This is a genomic window from Mycobacterium sp. NGS67 (assembly GCF_059812185.1).
This window is the reverse complement of record NZ_JCALCF010000019.1, coordinates 57363-73347: the sequence shown is the minus strand read 5'-3', so window position 1 is coordinate 73347 and position 15985 is coordinate 57363. Positions and strand designations below refer to the sequence as shown.

The 15985-nt window shown below is 66.3% G+C and carries 14 protein-coding genes; 4 read left to right on the top strand and 10 right to left on the bottom strand.

Annotated elements, in window-relative coordinates:
- Positions 1–172 precede the first annotated feature (172 nt).
- Positions 173–1684, bottom strand: a complete 1512-nt coding sequence (locus AC5Y4D_RS18140) for a flavin-containing monooxygenase (RefSeq protein ID WP_500037809.1) — start codon at positions 1682–1684, stop codon at positions 173–175.
- 133 nt (positions 1685–1817) lie between these two features.
- On the opposite strand from AC5Y4D_RS18140, the gene AC5Y4D_RS18135 reads away from it, so the two are divergent.
- From AC5Y4D_RS18135 to AC5Y4D_RS18125, 3 genes are all read left to right on the top strand, one after another.
- A complete protein-coding gene (locus AC5Y4D_RS18135; RefSeq protein WP_500037808.1) occupies positions 1818–3026 on the top strand; it encodes an Rv1453 family transcriptional regulator in 1209 nt (402 codons plus the stop codon).
- A gap of 97 nt (positions 3027–3123) precedes the next feature.
- Complete coding sequence (locus AC5Y4D_RS18130; RefSeq protein WP_500037807.1) at positions 3124–4578, top strand: FAD-dependent oxidoreductase; 1455 nt, start codon at positions 3124–3126, stop codon at positions 4576–4578.
- A 37-nt stretch (positions 4579–4615) separates the two neighbouring features.
- Positions 4616–5083, top strand: coding sequence for a hypothetical protein (locus tag AC5Y4D_RS18125; protein ID WP_500037806.1), 468 nt, complete (start codon positions 4616–4618; stop codon positions 5081–5083).
- A 7-nt stretch (positions 5084–5090) separates the two neighbouring features.
- Here the strand turns inward: AC5Y4D_RS18125 and AC5Y4D_RS18120 are convergent, their stop codons facing one another.
- The 9 genes from AC5Y4D_RS18120 to AC5Y4D_RS18080 all read right to left on the bottom strand — a co-directional run bounded on the left by AC5Y4D_RS18120 (position 5091) and on the right by AC5Y4D_RS18080 (position 15246).
- Positions 5091–5915 carry an adenylate/guanylate cyclase domain-containing protein gene (locus AC5Y4D_RS18120; protein WP_500037805.1) on the bottom strand — a complete coding sequence of 275 codons (825 nt, stop codon included), beginning with the start codon at positions 5913–5915 and terminating at the stop codon, positions 5091–5093.
- Between the two features lie 2 nt (positions 5916–5917).
- Positions 5918–6736, bottom strand: a complete 819-nt coding sequence (locus AC5Y4D_RS18115; RefSeq protein ID WP_500037804.1) for an HpcH/HpaI aldolase/citrate lyase family protein — start codon at positions 6734–6736, stop codon at positions 5918–5920.
- Positions 6733–7302, bottom strand: a complete 570-nt coding sequence (locus AC5Y4D_RS18110) for a MaoC family dehydratase (RefSeq protein WP_500037803.1) — start codon at positions 7300–7302, stop codon at positions 6733–6735. The genes AC5Y4D_RS18115 and AC5Y4D_RS18110 overlap by 4 nt, the downstream gene beginning before the upstream one ends.
- Positions 7299–8465, bottom strand: a complete 1167-nt coding sequence (locus AC5Y4D_RS18105) for an acyl-CoA dehydrogenase family protein (protein WP_500037802.1) — start codon at positions 8463–8465, stop codon at positions 7299–7301. The genes AC5Y4D_RS18110 and AC5Y4D_RS18105 overlap by 4 nt, the downstream gene beginning before the upstream one ends.
- A gap of 2 nt (positions 8466–8467) precedes the next feature.
- The gene (locus tag AC5Y4D_RS18100) at positions 8468–10459 is read right to left on the bottom strand and encodes an acetyl/propionyl/methylcrotonyl-CoA carboxylase subunit alpha (RefSeq protein ID WP_500037801.1); all 1992 of its coding nucleotides are present in this window, start codon (positions 10457–10459) and stop codon (positions 8468–8470) included.
- A gap of 3 nt (positions 10460–10462) precedes the next feature.
- Complete coding sequence (locus AC5Y4D_RS18095; protein ID WP_500037800.1) at positions 10463–12043, bottom strand: carboxyl transferase domain-containing protein; 1581 nt, start codon at positions 12041–12043, stop codon at positions 10463–10465.
- Positions 12040–12687 (bottom strand): CoA transferase subunit B, encoded by a 648-nt coding sequence (locus tag AC5Y4D_RS18090; RefSeq protein WP_499945622.1) that lies wholly within the window; start codon positions 12685–12687, stop codon positions 12040–12042. Before AC5Y4D_RS18090 ends, AC5Y4D_RS18095 begins: the two co-directional genes overlap by 4 nt.
- 91 nt (positions 12688–12778) lie before the next feature.
- Positions 12779–13522: a CoA transferase subunit A gene (locus AC5Y4D_RS18085; protein WP_499945623.1), complete on the bottom strand. Its 744-nt coding sequence runs from the start codon at positions 13520–13522 to the stop codon at positions 12779–12781.
- A 92-nt stretch (positions 13523–13614) separates the two neighbouring features.
- Entirely contained in the window at positions 13615–15246 is a 1632-nt protein-coding gene (locus AC5Y4D_RS18080) for an AMP-binding protein (RefSeq protein ID WP_500037799.1), read from the bottom strand.
- Between the two features lie 67 nt (positions 15247–15313).
- Here AC5Y4D_RS18080 and AC5Y4D_RS18075 point away from each other — a divergent pair, with 67 nt between their 5' ends.
- Positions 15314–15955: an SACE_7040 family transcriptional regulator gene (locus tag AC5Y4D_RS18075; RefSeq protein WP_500037798.1), complete on the top strand. Its 642-nt coding sequence runs from the start codon at positions 15314–15316 to the stop codon at positions 15953–15955.
- Positions 15956–15985 lie beyond the last annotated feature (30 nt).

The following is a 15985-nucleotide window of genomic DNA, read 5'->3' as shown; positions in this document are numbered from 1 at the left end:
AAGTGTGCACGTGCCTACGGCGCCTTGAAAGCGTGGATTCCCATAGCACTGACTCTCTTGATCATCGTCGCAGGCTCTCGATCACGGACGGCAAGTGTTGATTCTGCGCTGAGGGCGTGGTTTTGCGAGTAGACGTCGCTCTCAGCGCAGACTGAATGCAATCAGCCCAACCTCAGACCGGAACGGCTTCCCGGCTGGGCACGTCAGCCGAACTCGTCAGTTGCAACGCCGGGTCGACGACGGCGTCGTCGCGCAGCAGTTTGACGTCGGCGTGGTAACTCATCGACGTCAACCACGGCTGGCTGGCACCCTGGCGGGGCAGCTGGTTGACCGCGCGGCGCACATAGCCGGCCGAAAAGTCCAGCAGCGGGCGGGTTTCCATGTCCGGGTCGTCGAGCACCGGGCGCGCGGTGTCGTAGCCGTTGGCGTCCATGTGCGCCAGCAGCCGGCAGAAGTGCTCGCACAGCAGGCCGACCTTCAGCGTCCACGAGGAGTTGGTGTAGCCGATCGCGTAGGCGAAATTCGGTACGTCGGACAGCATCATCCCCTTGTAGGCGACCCGCTCGGGCAGCTCGACCGGCTCGCCGTCGACCACCAGCGACATGCCGCCGAACGCCTGAAGATTCAAACCCGTTGCGGTGACGATGATGTCGGCGTCGAGTTCGCGGCCGGATTCCAGCAGGATCCCAGTTTCGGTGAACGTCACGATGCGGTCGGTGACCACCGATGCGCTGCCGTTGCTGATCGCCCGGAACAGGTCGGAGTCGGGTACCGCACACAGCCGCTGGTCCCACGGGTTGTACGCGGGGCTGAAGTGCTCGTCGACCGGATAGCCCTTGGGCAACCGTTTGGCGTTGACGCTGCGGATGATCTTCTTGGCCAGGCCCGGATACTTCTGGCAGAACTGGTACACGGCGCGCTGCTGACCGATGTTCTTGCGACGGGCCAGCGCGTAACCGAGCCTGTCGCCGAACAGCTTTCGTGCCGTGTTGGCGAAGACGTCTTTGGACGGCACCGGCATGATGTAGGTCGGCGAGCGCTGCAGCATGGTGACGTGCCCGGCCCGTTCGGCCATTGCCGGCAACATGGTGACGGCCGTTGCGCCGCTGCCGATGATGACCACCTTCTTGCCCGCGTAGTCGAGGTCCTCGGGCCAGTGCTGCGGGTGCACGATTTGCCCGGCGAACCGCTCGCGGCCCTCGAAGTGCGGGGTGAAGCCCTCGTCGTAGCGGTAATAGCCGCCGGCGCAGAACAACCAATTGGCGCTGATCTGCGTCGTCTCACCGGTGTCGGTGCGTTCGACATCGACGACCCACCGTGCATCGGAACTCGACCACGCGGCGCCGCGCACCTTGTGGTGGAAGCGGATGTTGCCGTCGATGCCGTTCTCCGCGGCGGTCTCGCGCAGATACGTCAGGATCTTGTCGGCGGTGGCGATGGCGTCCTCGTCGCGCCATGGCTTGAACTCATAGCCGAAGGTGTGCAGATCGGAGTCCGAACGAATCCCGGGATAGCGGAACAGATCCCAGGTGCCGCCGGTCGCACCGCGCGCCTCGAGGATCGCGTAGCTGCGACCGGGATGCTCGCGCTGTAGGTAGTAGGCGGCACCGATGCCCGAGATACCGGCGCCGACGATGAGGACGTCGACGTGCTCGACCTCGGTGTTTGTAGATATGCGGGACATGACCTGGCTCCTGACGCCGGATGCGTGTACTGCGTTCCATGGTCTCGGTCCCGGGGCGCCGCGACCAAGATGGGATCTGACCATTCCTGGCGGCTTCGTGGTGCAATTTGCACCACTGACTTATGGTGGCTGCATGTCCTGGAAGCGTCCATCGGAGCCGGTCAGGGAGCTGATCCGGCAGTGTGCGCAGATCACCGTCAATCCGCGTGCCGAGTGGCTCGACGAACTCGACGCCGAAGTGCTCGCGGCCAGCCCGGCGTTGGCGGCCGACCCCGAGCTGGCCGCCGCGGTCGGTCGCAGCAACCGGGCCAACATGTACTTCTGGGGCGCGGCCAACGTGCGCGACCCCGGCGCGCCGGTGCCCCCGAACAGCGGGCCGGAGCCGATGAATATCGCGCGCGAGGTCGCCCGGCGCGGACTCACCCCGTTCACCCTCGACGCCTACCGAATCGGGGAGGCAGTGGCGTGGCGCCGGCTGATGGAGATCGCGTTCTCGCTGACGTCGGATCCCGCCGAATTGCACGAGTTGCTCGACGTCTGCTCCCGCTCGATCAGCGCTTTCATCGACGGAACCCTGGCGGGCATCGCCGCACAGATCGAGCAGGAACGCGACGATCTCACCCGCGGGACCCATGCCGAACGACTCGAGACCGTCGCCCTGATCCTCGACGGGGCCCCCATCACGCGAAAGCGCGCAGAGGCACGACTCGGGTACGCGCTGACCGGCCCGCACGTCGCCGCCGTGATCTGGAGCGACGATCCGGCGGGCGACATGGCCGGACTGGATTCGGCCGCCGAGTCGTTCGGACACGCCGCCGGGGTGCGACCGCTCACCGTCCTCGCTTCCACGGCCACCCGCTGGGTATGGATACCGGCGAGATCGATAGACATTGCCGCGCTGCGTGATTCGATCGAAGCCCGGCCGGATATCCGTGTCGCGGTAGGACCCTGCGCCGAGGGCATCGACGGTTTCCGGCGCAGTCACTTCGACGCCATCACCACCCAACAGATGTTGGCGCGCCTGCAATCACCGCGACGTGTCGCGCGGTTCGCCGACGTCGAACTGGTCGCCTTGATCACCGCCGACACCGACCGCGCCATCGAGTTCGTCCGCCACACCCTGGGCGCGCTGGAACAGGCGGGACACGAACTACAGGAGACCGTAAGGGTTTTCGTGCATGAGCAGTGCAATGCGTCGCGCGCCGCGACACGGCTCTATACCCATCGCAACACGCTGCTGCGGCGCTTGGCCCGCGCCGACGAACTGTTGCCCCGTCCGCTGGCCGAGTGCAGCGTCAATGTGGCGGTCGCACTCGACGTGCTGCGCTGGCGCGGCAAGTAGGTAATCCAGTCAGGCGGACATCACGATCGTCGATCAATCCGGTGACGGGCCGCGCCGCCGATCCGACTGATGACACCTAGTGCCCCAGAATGCGGGCATGACGGTAGCTGGCGAACCGACGGCACAGTTCTCGCGGCAGACGTTTCTGCGGGCTGCCGTCGGGACCTTGGCCGCCGGGGCGGTCTTCGGGACCGCCCGCGCCGGTGCCGCACCCAACAGCGCCGACTGGGGCAGTCTGTCGGGAGCCATCGGCGGGCAGGTCATTGAACCGGAGAACGGGCAATTCGGTTCGGCCAAGCAGGTTTTCAACACCAACTACAACGGTTCGACACCGGCGGCGGTCGTCAACGTGACGTCGGCCGCGGACGTGCAGAAAGCGATGGCGTTCGCGGCTACCCGCAAGCTCAAGGTCGCCGCGCGCAGCGGCGGGCACTCCTACATCGGAGCGTCCACGGCAGACGGAGCCCTGGTAATCGACCTGCGCGGGCTACCCGGGGATCCCAAATACGACCCCGCCAGCGGACAGATCACCGTCACGCCCGCAACGCATCTGTTTGCGATGCACCAGACGCTGGCCGCCGCGGGCCGAGGCATCCCGACGGGTACCTGCCCGACCGTCGGTGCGGCGGGACACACCTTGGGTGGCGGCATCGGTGCACAGTCGCGGCACGCCGGACTGCTCTGCGACCAGCTGGCGTCGGCGAACGTGGTGCTGCCCGGCGGGCAGGCGGTCACCGCGTCGGCCACCAGCAACCCCGACCTGTTCTGGGCGTTGCGGGGTGGCGGCGGCGGCAACTTCGGGGTGACAACCTCGTTGACCTACACCACGTTTGCCAGCGAGGACGTAGACGTCGTCAACATCTTCTTCCCGCCGCAGGCGTTCGCGCAGGTTCTGCTCGGCTGGCAGAGCTGGCTGCGTACCGTCGACCGCAAGTTCTGGGCGCTGGCCGACGCCACCGTCGACGGGATGGGCACGCAGTGCCGCATCATGGCGACGTCCCCGGTCGGGACCGCCAACAGCGTTGCGGGCGCGATTGTTTCGGCGGTCGGTGTACAACCGAGCAGGACCGAGAACCTGACGCTCAACTATCTGGACCTGGTGAAGTATCTGGCCGTGGAGAACCTCAACCCGTCCCCGCTGGGCTACGTCGGTGGTTCCGATGTCTTCCCGACGATCAACGCCGGTGCCGCCAAGGGAATCGCTTCGGCGCTGGAGGCGTTTCCGCGCGGTGCCGGGCGAGGTCTGGTGATCATGCATGCCCTCGACGGCGCGCTGGCCAGTGTGGCCGGCGACGCCACGGCCTTCCCGTACCGGCGGCACTCCGCGATGGTGCAGTGGTACGTCGAAACGGCCGGTTCCCCGTCGGCGGCCGCCGGTTGGCTCACCACCGCACACCAAGCGGTGCAACCGTATTCGGCTGGCGGCTACGTCAACTACATCGAACCCAACCAGCCGCCGTCACGGTACTTCGGCGCCAACCTGGCCCGGCTCAGCGCCGTCCGTCAGAAGTACGATCCGGGCCGGATGATGTTCTCCGGCATGAACTTTTGATTCCGCGCCAAGGGATTATCTGCGATGATGCAGCGTCATGGGCATCACTCGCACGCTGACGATCTTCACTGTTCTCGGCTACGCCACGCTGGCCACGTCGGGCGTCGCCGCAGCCGACGACAGCCTCAACGGCCACTACCGCGCCGTCGTCGACGGCTCCCCGTCCAATCAACTCGGTGACATCCTGCTGATCAACACCACCTGCGACCCTTCGGGCAACTGCAGTGGTTGGGTGTCGACACCCAAGACCTGGGGCGCCGCGATCAACAAAACCCCGGGCGGCCCATGGACGATCAACCGCACCGACAGCCAGGGCTGGACCTGCCCGGACGGGACCAAGACAGCGGCGGATCTCGTCTACACGTTCGCCGTAGGAAGTCTGGCCGGTTCGATCACATCGACAAAAGCCGCCGGCGGATGCGGTGATCCGTCAACGCCCAGCACCACCCACGCGCTTCAGGTCCAGCAGTGCGTCGACAGCCCCACTCGGGGAGTGTGCCCCTGAGCGACGGCTAGTCGGGGTCGACGTCGGCGACACATCGCACCGGATAAAGCTCGTACGTACCGCGGAAGCCCTTGAGTTCGACCTCGCGGGGTGCGTCCAACGCGATATCGGACGCCCCTGAAACCGCCTCCCGAATCGACTCACTAACCAACACTTCCCCACCCTCGGCCTCGCCCGCGACCCGCGCGGCCATCGCCACATTGCGGCCGAACAGATCGTCGCCGCGCCGCACTGAGCTGCCCATGTGCAGACCGATGCGCACCCGGATGCGTTCCCAGCGTTCGGGTTCGGACTGTAACGCGCGTTGCACGGCCATACTGCAGCGCACGGCCTTGACGGGATCGGAGAAGGCGATCATGAAACCGTCGCCCTGAGTTTTGACGACATGTCCGCCGTTGTCGCCGACCTGCTTGCTGATCAATTTGTTGTGGCGTTCCAGCAGCTTCACCCAACCTCGGTCGCCGAGTTCCTCGTTGAGTTCGGTGGAACCCTCGATGTCGGAGAAGGCGATCACCACGTTGCCGTCGGCTGTCATCCTGGCCAGGTCGGGTCGTTCCACCCGCGCCCAACCGGCCAGGTCCTCCACCGAGTTGCGGACGGTGGCACCTAGGCCCTTGTTGATCAGTGAATCCGCGGTGCGCCAAACGGTTCTGACCGCAAGCGGAGCCATCCCGGGCGGCCGTCTACGGCGTGGTCGGTCTTGGCGCAGCCGCGCCAGCGCCTTTCGGGCTCCAGTCAGCTGCCGCCGCGACACGATCAGCACGATTCCCACCGCGACGAGGCCAGCGAATTCGACGAGAGCGACGATGGCCCACAGCAGTTCCGCGCTCACGGTCAGGTTGCGGATTCCCCAGCGCGTCGCAGCATGCTTTCCGCGTGCCGCAGCACCGGCGAGTCGACCATCTGCCCTTCGAACGCGAACACGCCGCGCTCGGTCTTGGCCGCCGCCAGCACGCGCCGGGCCCAGTCCAGCTTGTCGTCGCTGGGCCGGTAAGCGCTGCGCACCACCGGAACCTGACTCGGGTGGATGCATACGGTCACGTCGAACCCGACGGTGGCGGCGTCGACGGCCTCGTCCCGCAAACCGTCGATGTCGCGGATGTCGAGGTGCACGGCGTCCAGCGCGAGCCGGCCGAAGGCGGAGGCCGCCAGCAGGATCGTCGAGCGGACGTGCCGGTCGACGTCGCGGTAACGTCCGTCGGGCCACCGACTGGAACTGCCACCCAGCGAGACGGTCAGATCCTCCGCGCCCCACATCATCGCCACCACACCGTCTGCGGCGGCGATTTCGGTGGCGAACACCGCACCTCGCGCACTTTCGACCAACGCGATGACGTCGCGCGGCGCCAGCGCTGTGACCTGCGCGGCTGACTCCGTCTTGGGCAGCATCACCGTGGTGTACGGCGTCTCAGCCAGGACTTCGAGGTCGCGAGCGTACTCGTCGGTGCCTGCGGCGTTGATCCGGACGACGGTGCGCGCGGGGTCAAGTGGTGTGTCGCGCAACGCTTTACGGGCGGCCGGCTTGTCCGCCTCGGCCACACCGTCTTCGAGGTCGAGGATCACCACGTCGGCTGCGGCGGCGGCTTTCGCGAAGCGCTCGGGCCGGTCAGCCGGACAGAACAGCCAGCCCGGACCGGCATCGCGCAGGCTCATTGCCCCGCCCCGCTCGGCCGCTTCTGCACCAGCGTGGTGCGCACTGCCCGTGCCACGACGTCGCCGTGCTGGTTACGACCGGTGTGCTGCAAGGTGACAATGCCTTCTTTCGGGCGGCTTTTCGACTCCCGCTTGTCGGTGCACACCGTCTCGGCGTACAAGGTGTCGCCGTGGAAGACGGGTTTGGGGAACGACACCTCGGCGAAACCGAGGTTGGCGACGATGGTGCCCAGGGTCAGCTGCGCGACGGAAAGACCGACCAGTGTGGACAGGGTGAACATCGAATTCACCAGTCGCTCACCGCGAAAGCCCGGCTGTTCGGCGGCCCACGCGGCGTCCAGATGCAGCGACTGGGTATTCATCGTCAGCGTGGTGAACAACACGTTGTCGGCCTCGGTGACGGTGCGCCCGGGTCGGTGCAGATAGGTGGTGCCGACCTCGAACTCCTCGAACCACAAACCGCGCTGGACGATCCTTGCCCCGACTGTGACATCTGCGACGCGACTCGCCGAGGCTGTGTCGTCAGATTCACCCTCGGAAGGGGCCGCGGCGTCGGTGTCGCTCATGACAGTCCCAGCGATCGCGCGATCAACATCAACTGCACCTCCGTTGTGCCTTCACCGATTTCGAGGATCTTGCTGTCGCGGTAGTGGCGGGCCACCGGGTACTCGTTCATGAACCCGTATCCGCCGTGGATCTGGGTGGCGTCCCGCGCGTTGTCCATCGCGGCTTCCGACGAGATCATCTTCGCGATCGCCGCTTCCTTCTTGAATGGCTTGCCGGCCAACATCTTTGCCGCGGCGTCGTAGTAGGCGGTGCGGGCGGCGTGGGCACGTGCTTCCATGCGAGCGATCTTGAAGCTGATGGCCTGGTAGGAGCCGATCGGCTGACCGAAGGACTGACGTTCCTTGGCGTACTTGACGCTTTCGTCGACGCAGCCCTGCGCCACCCCCGTCGCGAGCGCGGCGATCGCGATCCGGCCCTCGTCGAGGATCGACAGGAAGTTCGCGTAACCCTTGCCGCGGGTGCCCAGCAGGTTCTCTTCGGGGACCCGGGCGTCATCGAAGGTCAGCGGATGGGTGTCCGAGGCGTTCCAGCCGACTTTGTTGTAGACGGGCTCGACGATGAAACCCGGTGTGCCGTTGGGCACGATGATCGTCGAGATCTCCTTCTTGCCGTCGGCGATGGTGCCCGTCACCGCGGTGACGGTGACCAGCGAGGTGATGTCGGTGCCGGAGTTGGTAATGAACTGCTTGCTGCCGTTGATGATCCATTCGCCGCCGTCGAGTCGAGCGGTGGTGCGGGTGCCACCGGCGTCCGAGCCCGCACCGGGTTCGGTGAGCCCGAAGCCGGCCAGCGCGCGGCCGGCAACCAGGTCGGGCAGCCACTGCTGTTTCTGCTCCTCGGTGCCGAACCGGTAAATGGGCATTGCCCCCAGACCGACACCGGCTTCCAGCGTGATGGCCACCGATTGATCAACCTTGCCGAGTTCCTCGAGGGCCAGCGCCAAGGCGAAATAGTCGCCGCCCATGCCGCCGTACTCTTCCGGGAACGGCAGGCCGAACAGGCCCATCTCGCCCATCTTGGCGACGACCTCGTACGGAAAGCTGTGTTCCTCATCGTGTTTGGCCGACACCGGCGCGACCACCGAGCGCGCGAAGTCGGCCACCGTGTCGCGCAGGTCCTCGTACTCCTTGGGTAACGTCCCCGCGGGAATCGTCGTGGTCATGTTCAATCCTTGCTCTCTGTTTCTTCTGCAGTGGGCACCAGCCGGGCCAGCACCTGCTCGACCTTTACTTGGTCGCCGACGCCCACCAGCACCTGCACCCGCCCCGAAATCGGTGCGGCCAGTGAATGTTCCATCTTCATCGCCTCGACCACGACCACCACGTCGCCTTCGGAGACCTCGGTGTCCGACTCGACCTGCACGGCGATCACGCTGCCCGGCATCGGGCTGAGGATCTCGGCCGGTCGCTCGCCGCCGGTGCGGTCGATCTTGTGTTCCTCGGCTTCGCGGATATGCCAGGTGCCGCGTTCGTCGGCGATCCACAGATGTTGATCGGCCTCGGCCCAGTGATAGTCCTGGCGCAGCCCATCGATCGTCACGCTCAGCTGGTGCTCACCGACCTGCACGGTCGCAGGCCTGACCTCGCCGTCGCCGACCTGCACGCCCGCCGCGTCGGGCAGCCCCCACACCGACACCGTCTCGGTGCGCAGCGGGGTCTGCACCTCAGTTCGCACCGGAGCCACCAGACTGACGAGCCGCCACCCGGTCGGTTGAGCCCACAGCTCGCTCCCGGCGCGGTCGGCCAATGCCCATTGACGGTAGAGGCCGCCCGCGGCAAGCAGGTCATCGGGCGCGGGTGCCGGCTCGAAGTCGGCCAATCGCTCGTCCAGCAGGGCGGTGTCCAAATCCCCGGCACGCACCCGTTCGTCGGCGAGCAGGAATCGCAGAAACTCGACGTTGGTCTGTACCCCGAGCACCGCAGTCTGCGAGAGCGCCCGGTCGAGCCGGGCCAGTGCCTCGGCGCGGTCGGCGCCGTGCGCGATCACCTTGCTCAGCATCGGGTCGTAATCGCTGCCCACCACGGTGCCGGACAACAGCGACGAATCGACCCGCACGCCGCTGCCGGAGGGTTCCCGCACGTGCAGTACCCGACCACCCGTCGGCAGGAATCCCCGAGCTGGATCCTCGGCGTAAACCCTTGCCTCGATGGCGTGTCCGGTGAGCTCGATGTCGTCCTGAGCGAACCCCAGCTTCTCCCCCGCGGCGACCCGCAGCTGCCACTCGACGAGGTCGAGGCCGGTGATCTCTTCGGTGACCGGATGTTCCACCTGCAGACGGGTGTTCATCTCCATGAAGAAGAACTCGTCGGGCCGGTCGCCGGAGACGATGAATTCCACCGTGCCGGCGCCGACGTAGTCGACGCTGCGGGCGGTGCTGCACGCCGCAGCCCCGATCCGCGCCCTGGTCTCGGCGTCCAGCAGCGGCGAGGGCGCCTCCTCGATCACCTTCTGGTGGCGTCGTTGCAGACTGCACTCGCGCTCACCCAGATGCACCACGTTGCCGTGCGTGTCAGCGAGCACCTGCACCTCAATGTGCCTGGGCCGCAGCACAAACCGCTCCAGGAACAGCGTGTCATCGCCGAACGCCGAGGCGGCTTCACGGCGGGCACTGACCAAGGCGGCACGCAGCTTCGACGGTTCTTCGACCAGCCGCATGCCTTTGCCGCCGCCGCCGGCAGACGGCTTGACCAACACCGGGTAGCCGATTTCGTCCGCCGCGCTCACCAGCTCGTCGTCCGTCAGCCCCGGCCGAGCCACCCCCGGCACCACCGGCACGTCGAACTCGGCGACCGCGTTCTTGGCGGTGATCTTGTCGCCCATCACCTCGATGGCGCGCGCCGGTGGGCCGACAAACGCCACCCCGGCGCGCTCACATTCCGCAGCGAAAGCGGCGTTCTCGGAAAGGAATCCGTAACCCGGGTGGATCGCTTCGGCACCGGTGCGCGCCGCCGCCCGCAGCACGTGCTGCATGTTCAAATAGCTTTCGCGCGCCGGCGCAGGCCCCAGCCGCACCGCGGTGTCGGCCTCGAGCACGTGCCGCGCTCCGGCGTCGGCGTCGCTGTAGACCGCAGCCGCACGAATGCCCAGCCGGCGCAACGTCCGGATCACCCGCACGGCGATCTCGCCGCGGTTCGCCACCAATACCGTCTCAAACATGAGTCACATCCGGAAGACGCCGTAGGATACCGGCTCCAGCGGCGCCTGGGCACACACCGAAAGAGCCAGTCCGACAACCGTTCTGGTGTCGGCAGGGTCGATGATCCCGTCGTCCCACAGGCGGGCGGTCGAATAATAGGGGTTGCCCTGGTCCTCGTACTGCTCGCGAATGGGTGCCTTGAACGCGTCTTCCTCCTCCGGCGACCACGGCTTGCCGTTGGCGGAAAGTTGCTCGCCGCGCACGGTGGCCAGCACGGACGCGGCCTGCTCACCGCCCATCACCGAGATCCGCGCATTCGGCCACATCCAGAGGAAGCGGGGCGAATAGGCCCGGCCGCACATCGAATAGTTGCCCGCGCCATACGATCCGCCGATCACCACGGTCAGCTTCGGTACCCGCGCGCACGCCACGGCCGTCACCATCTTCGCGCCGTGCTTGGCGATGCCGCCCGCCTCGTAGTCGCGGCCGACCATGAATCCCGCGATGTTCTGCAGGAACAGCAACGGGATCCGACGCTTGTCGCACAGCTCGATGAAATGTGCTCCCTTGACGGCGGATTCGCCGAACAGCACGCCGTTGTTGGCGATGATCCCCACCGGGTGGCCGTGAATCCGGGCGAACGTGGTCACCAGCGATTTGCCGTAATTGGCTTTGAATTCACTGAATTCGCTACCGTCGACCAGTCGCACGATCACCTCGTGCACGTCGTAGGGCACCCGCGGGTCCGGGGGTACCACGTCGTAGAGTTCGGTCTGCGCGTGCTTGGGTTCGACCGTCGGTATGACCTCCCAGGGCGCGGGCTCGCGCGGCCCGAAGGTGGCCGCGATCCCACGCACGATCCGCAGCGCATCCTCGTCGTCCTCGGCCAGATGGTCGGTCACCCCGGAAACCCTGGAGTGCAGATCGCCGCCGCCCAGTTCTTCGGCGGTGACGATCTCGCCGGTGGCCGCTTTCACCAGCGGAGGGCCGCCCAGGAAGATCGTGCCCTGCTCGCGGACGATGACGGCTTCGTCGCTCATTGCCGGCACGTAGGCACCGCCGGCTGTGCAGGAACCGAGGACCGCGGCCACCTGCGGAATCCCCTTGGCGCTCATGGTCGCCTGGTTGTAGAAGATCCGCCCGAAGTGTTCGCGGTCGGGGAACACTTCGTCCTGTTTGGGCAGGAAAGCCCCGCCGGAGTCGACGAGGTAGATGCAGGGCAGCAGATTCTGCAGCGCCACCTCCTGCGCGCGCAGATGCTTCTTGACCGTGATCGGGTAATACGTACCACCCTTGACCGTTGCGTCGTTGGCGACGATCACGCACTCGCGTCCGGCTACCCGTCCGATCCCGGTGATGATTCCCGCGCCCGGGGATTCATCGCCATACATGCCGTTGGCAGCCAGGGCGGCCAGTTCCAGGAACGGGCTGCCCGGGTCGAGCAGCCGGTCCACCCGTTCGCGCGGGAGCAATTTGCCGCGGCTGACGTGGCGCTCCCTGGCGCGTTCGTTGCCGCCCAGAGCGACAGCGGAGAGCTTTTCGCGCAGTTCGGCCACCAGCCGGTGGTGTTCGTCGGCGAACGACGGGGCCGTCACTGTGGTCACTGTGTCACCAGATCCGAAAGGTTCAGCGGCGGCTGCGTTTTCGCGACGACTTCTTCGACCGACACCTCCGGGGCGGTCTCGATCAGGTGCAGGCCGTCGTCGCGGACGTCGATGACCGCGAGTTCGGTGACGATCCGGTTGACACACCCGATGCCGGTCAACGGCAGCGTGCACCGCTCCAGGATTTTCGGGCTGCCGTCCTTGGCGGCGTGTTCCATCATCACGATCACCTTGCGGGCGCCGTGCACCAGGTCCATCGCGCCGCCCATGCCCTTGACCATCTTGCCGGGGATCATCCAGTTCGCCAGGTCGCCGGTGACCGAAACCTGCATGGCGCCAAGGACTGCCACGTCCAGGTGCCCGCCGCGGATGATCCCGAACGAGGTGGACGAGCCGAAGAACGAGGCGCCGGGCAGCGTGGTGACGGTTTCCTTGCCGGCGTTGATCAGGTCGGCGTCGACGTCCTCGCGACGCGGGTAGGGACCGACTCCGAGGATCCCGTTCTCCGAGTGCAGCACGACATGCACGCCGTCGGGGATGTGGTTGGGGATCAGGGTGGGCATCCCGATCCCCAGGTTGACGTATTGCCCGTCCTCGAACTCCGAAGCCACCCGCGCGGCCATGCCGTCTCTGCTCCAGGTCATTTGGCGCCCTCCCCTTCGGCGTCCGTCACGCTAGCGTGACGTTCGGCGCCGAGCGTCACGCCAGCGCAGCGCTCGGCAAAGTCATGGACGCTCACCGCACCGTCTCCTTCTCGATTCGCTTCTCGGGATCAGGCACATGCACCACGCGCTGCACGAAAACGCCCGGCGTGTGCACCGTCGCGGGATCGATCTCGCCTGGCTCAACGAGTTCCTCGACCTCGGCGATGGTGATCCGGCCGGCGACCGCACATTCGGGGTTGAAGTTGCCCGCGGCGTAGCGGTACACCAGGTTGCCCAGCCGGTCACCCTTCCACGCGTGCACGAGCGCGAAGTCGGTCCGGATCCCCCGCTCGAGAACGTAAGTCACGCCGTCGAACTCGCGGGTCTCTTTGGGCGGTGACACCACCGCCACCTCGCCGGAGGAGTCGTAGCGCCAGGGCAGTCCACCGTCGGCGATCTGGGTGCCGACCCCGGCCGGCGTGTAGAAGCCGGGAATGCCCATCCCCCCGGCGCGAAGACGTTCGGCCAACGTACCCTGCGGGGTCAGTTCGACTTCGAGCTCGCCGGACAGGAATTGGCGGGCGAATTCCTTGTTCTCCCCGACATAGGACGAGACGGTGCGGCGAATCCTCCTGTTCGCCAACAGAATCCCCAGCCCGATGCCGTCGACGCCGCAGTTGTTGGACACCGTCTCCAGATCGGTCACACTGCTGTCGGCCAAGGCTGCGATCAGCGCCTCCGGAATGCCACACAACCCGAATCCGCCGACGGCCAGCGACGACCCATCGGCTATGTCTGCCACCGCCTCGGCAGCGGTCGCCACCACCTTGTCCATATACCGCAGCGCCCTCCGGTTTCAGTTAATAATCATTAACTAAACGGTGAGAATACCATTTCCCTGCGCAGCGGGTAAAGGCAGGGCTGGGGCTATTCCCGCTCACTGAGGTGCTCGATCGCGCGCTGCCGCATCTCGACTTTGCGGACTTTGCCGGTGACCGTCATGGGGAACTCGTCGACGACCCAGACATAGCGGGGAATCTTGAACTTCGCGATGCTGCCGACGCAGAACTCCCGCAGCCGCTCGGGGGTCAGCTCCGAGGCTCCCGCACGCAACGTGACCACCGCCATGAGTTCTTCGCCGTAGCGCTCGTCGGGCACCCCGATGACGTGGGCGTCGAGGATGTCCGGATGCGTGTGCAGGAACTCCTCGATCTCGCGCGGGGAGATGTTCTCCCCGCCACGGACGACGATGTCCTTGATCCGTCCGGTGATCCGCACATATCCGGCGGAGTCCATGGACGCCAGGTCGCCGGTGTGCATCCACCCGTCCGCGTCGAGGACTTCTGCGGTCTTCTGCGGGTCATTCCAATAGCCCGACATCACCGAGTAGCCGCGCGTGCAGAACTCCCCCGCCGCCCCACGGGGGACCGTCGCACCGGTCATCGGGTCGATCACCTTGATCTCCAGATGCGGCCCTACCCTCCCGACCGTCGCGACGAGCCGCTCCAACGAATCGGCGGTGCGCGTCTGAGTCGACACCGGGGCCGTTTCGGTCATGCCGTAACAGATCGACACCCCGGGCATGTGCATGCGCTCGATCACCATGCGCATCACCTCGACCGGACAAGGGGATCCGGCCATGATCCCGGTGCGCAGACTGTCCAGCCGGTAGTCGGCGAAGTCCGGCAACCCAAGCTCGGCAATGTACATCGTCGGCACCCCGTAGAGGCTGGTGCACCGTTCGTCCTGCACCGCGCGCAAGGTGGCGGTGGGATCGAAGCCGGGCGACGGGATCACCATGCAGGCACCGTGGCTGGTGGCCGCCAGGTTGCCCATCACCATCCCGAAGCAGTGGTAGAACGGCACCGGGATACAGATCCGATCGTGTTCGGTGTACTCGAGTAGCTCACCGACCAGGTAGCCGTTGTTGAGGATGTTGCGATGGCTCAGCGTGACGCCTTTCGGGTATCCCGTTGTGCCCGAGGTGTATTGGATGTTGATCGGATCGGACGGTGTCAGCAGCGCGGTCCTCGCGTCCAGCGCGGCCGGGTCGGCTTGGGCACCAACCAACTCGTCCCAGCGATCACTGCCCATGATGGTGACGGCACAGTCGGGCGCTGCGTCGGCCAGCATCTGCGCGTAGTCCGCACCTTTGAAACCCGGTGCGGCAACTACCATCCGCACGCCGGACTGGTTCAGCGCATACTCCAGTTCGCGCGCTTGGTAGGCGGGATTAATAGTCACCAGGATCGCGCCGATGTGAGCAGTCGCGTATTGCACCAGCACCCATTCCCATCGGTTGGGCGCCCAGATCCCGACCCGATCACCCGCTTCGATGCCGGCTTGCAACAGTCCCGTCGCCAAACCCCGTACGGCGTCCGATAGTTCGGCGTAGGTCCACCGCCGGCCCGCGGCGACGTCGACGAGCGCATCACGACTCGCGAAGGCGTCCGCGGTAGCCGCGAGATTGGCGCCGATGGTGGTCCCGAGTAACGCAGGTGTGTTCGGGCCACGTTCGTAGGAAAGCGGATTGCGGTCTGCGGCGTCGGTGGTTGTCACGGTCCCTCCGGCCGGTAATCGGGTGTTACGTTAGTGACGATTAACCGACATGTCCAGGAGGGCCGTCATGGCAGCATCCGCCCCGGACGGGGAGCCCGGTGCACCTGAGGCGCCAAATCGTCGCAGCCAGTTGAAATCCGACCGTCGGCTGCAACTGCTAGCCGCCGCCGAGAGACTGATCGCCGAACGAGGTTTCCTCGCGGTGCGCCTGGAAGACATCGGCGCAGCTGCCGGCGTCAGCGGTCCGGCGATCTATCGTCACTTCCCCAACAAGGAGTCGCTGCTGGTCGAGTTGTTGGTCGGGATCAGCGCCCGACTGCTTGCCGGTGCCCGCGCAGTGGCGGACCGCGGCGCCGATGCCTCGGCGACGCTGGACGGTCTGATCGACTTTCATCTGGACTTCGCCCTGGGCGAGCCGGACCTGATCCGTATCCAGGACCGTGATCTCGCCCACCTGCCGGCCACAGCGGAGCGGCAGGTGCGCAGAGCCCAGCGGCAGTATGTGGAGATCTGGGTGGGCGTGTTGCGCGAGTTGAACCCCGAACTCGCCGAGGCCGATGCCCGGTTGATGGCGCACGCCGTTTTCGGGCTGTTGAACTCGACGCCGCACAGCATGAAGTCGGCCGATACCAAGGCGTCGCGGGTGCTTCGGTCCCGCGCCGTCATGCGGACGATGACGCTCGCGGCGCTGACGGCAGGGGACCTGTAGTGCGCGTTCGCTGAAGCGCGGTCAAAGCCC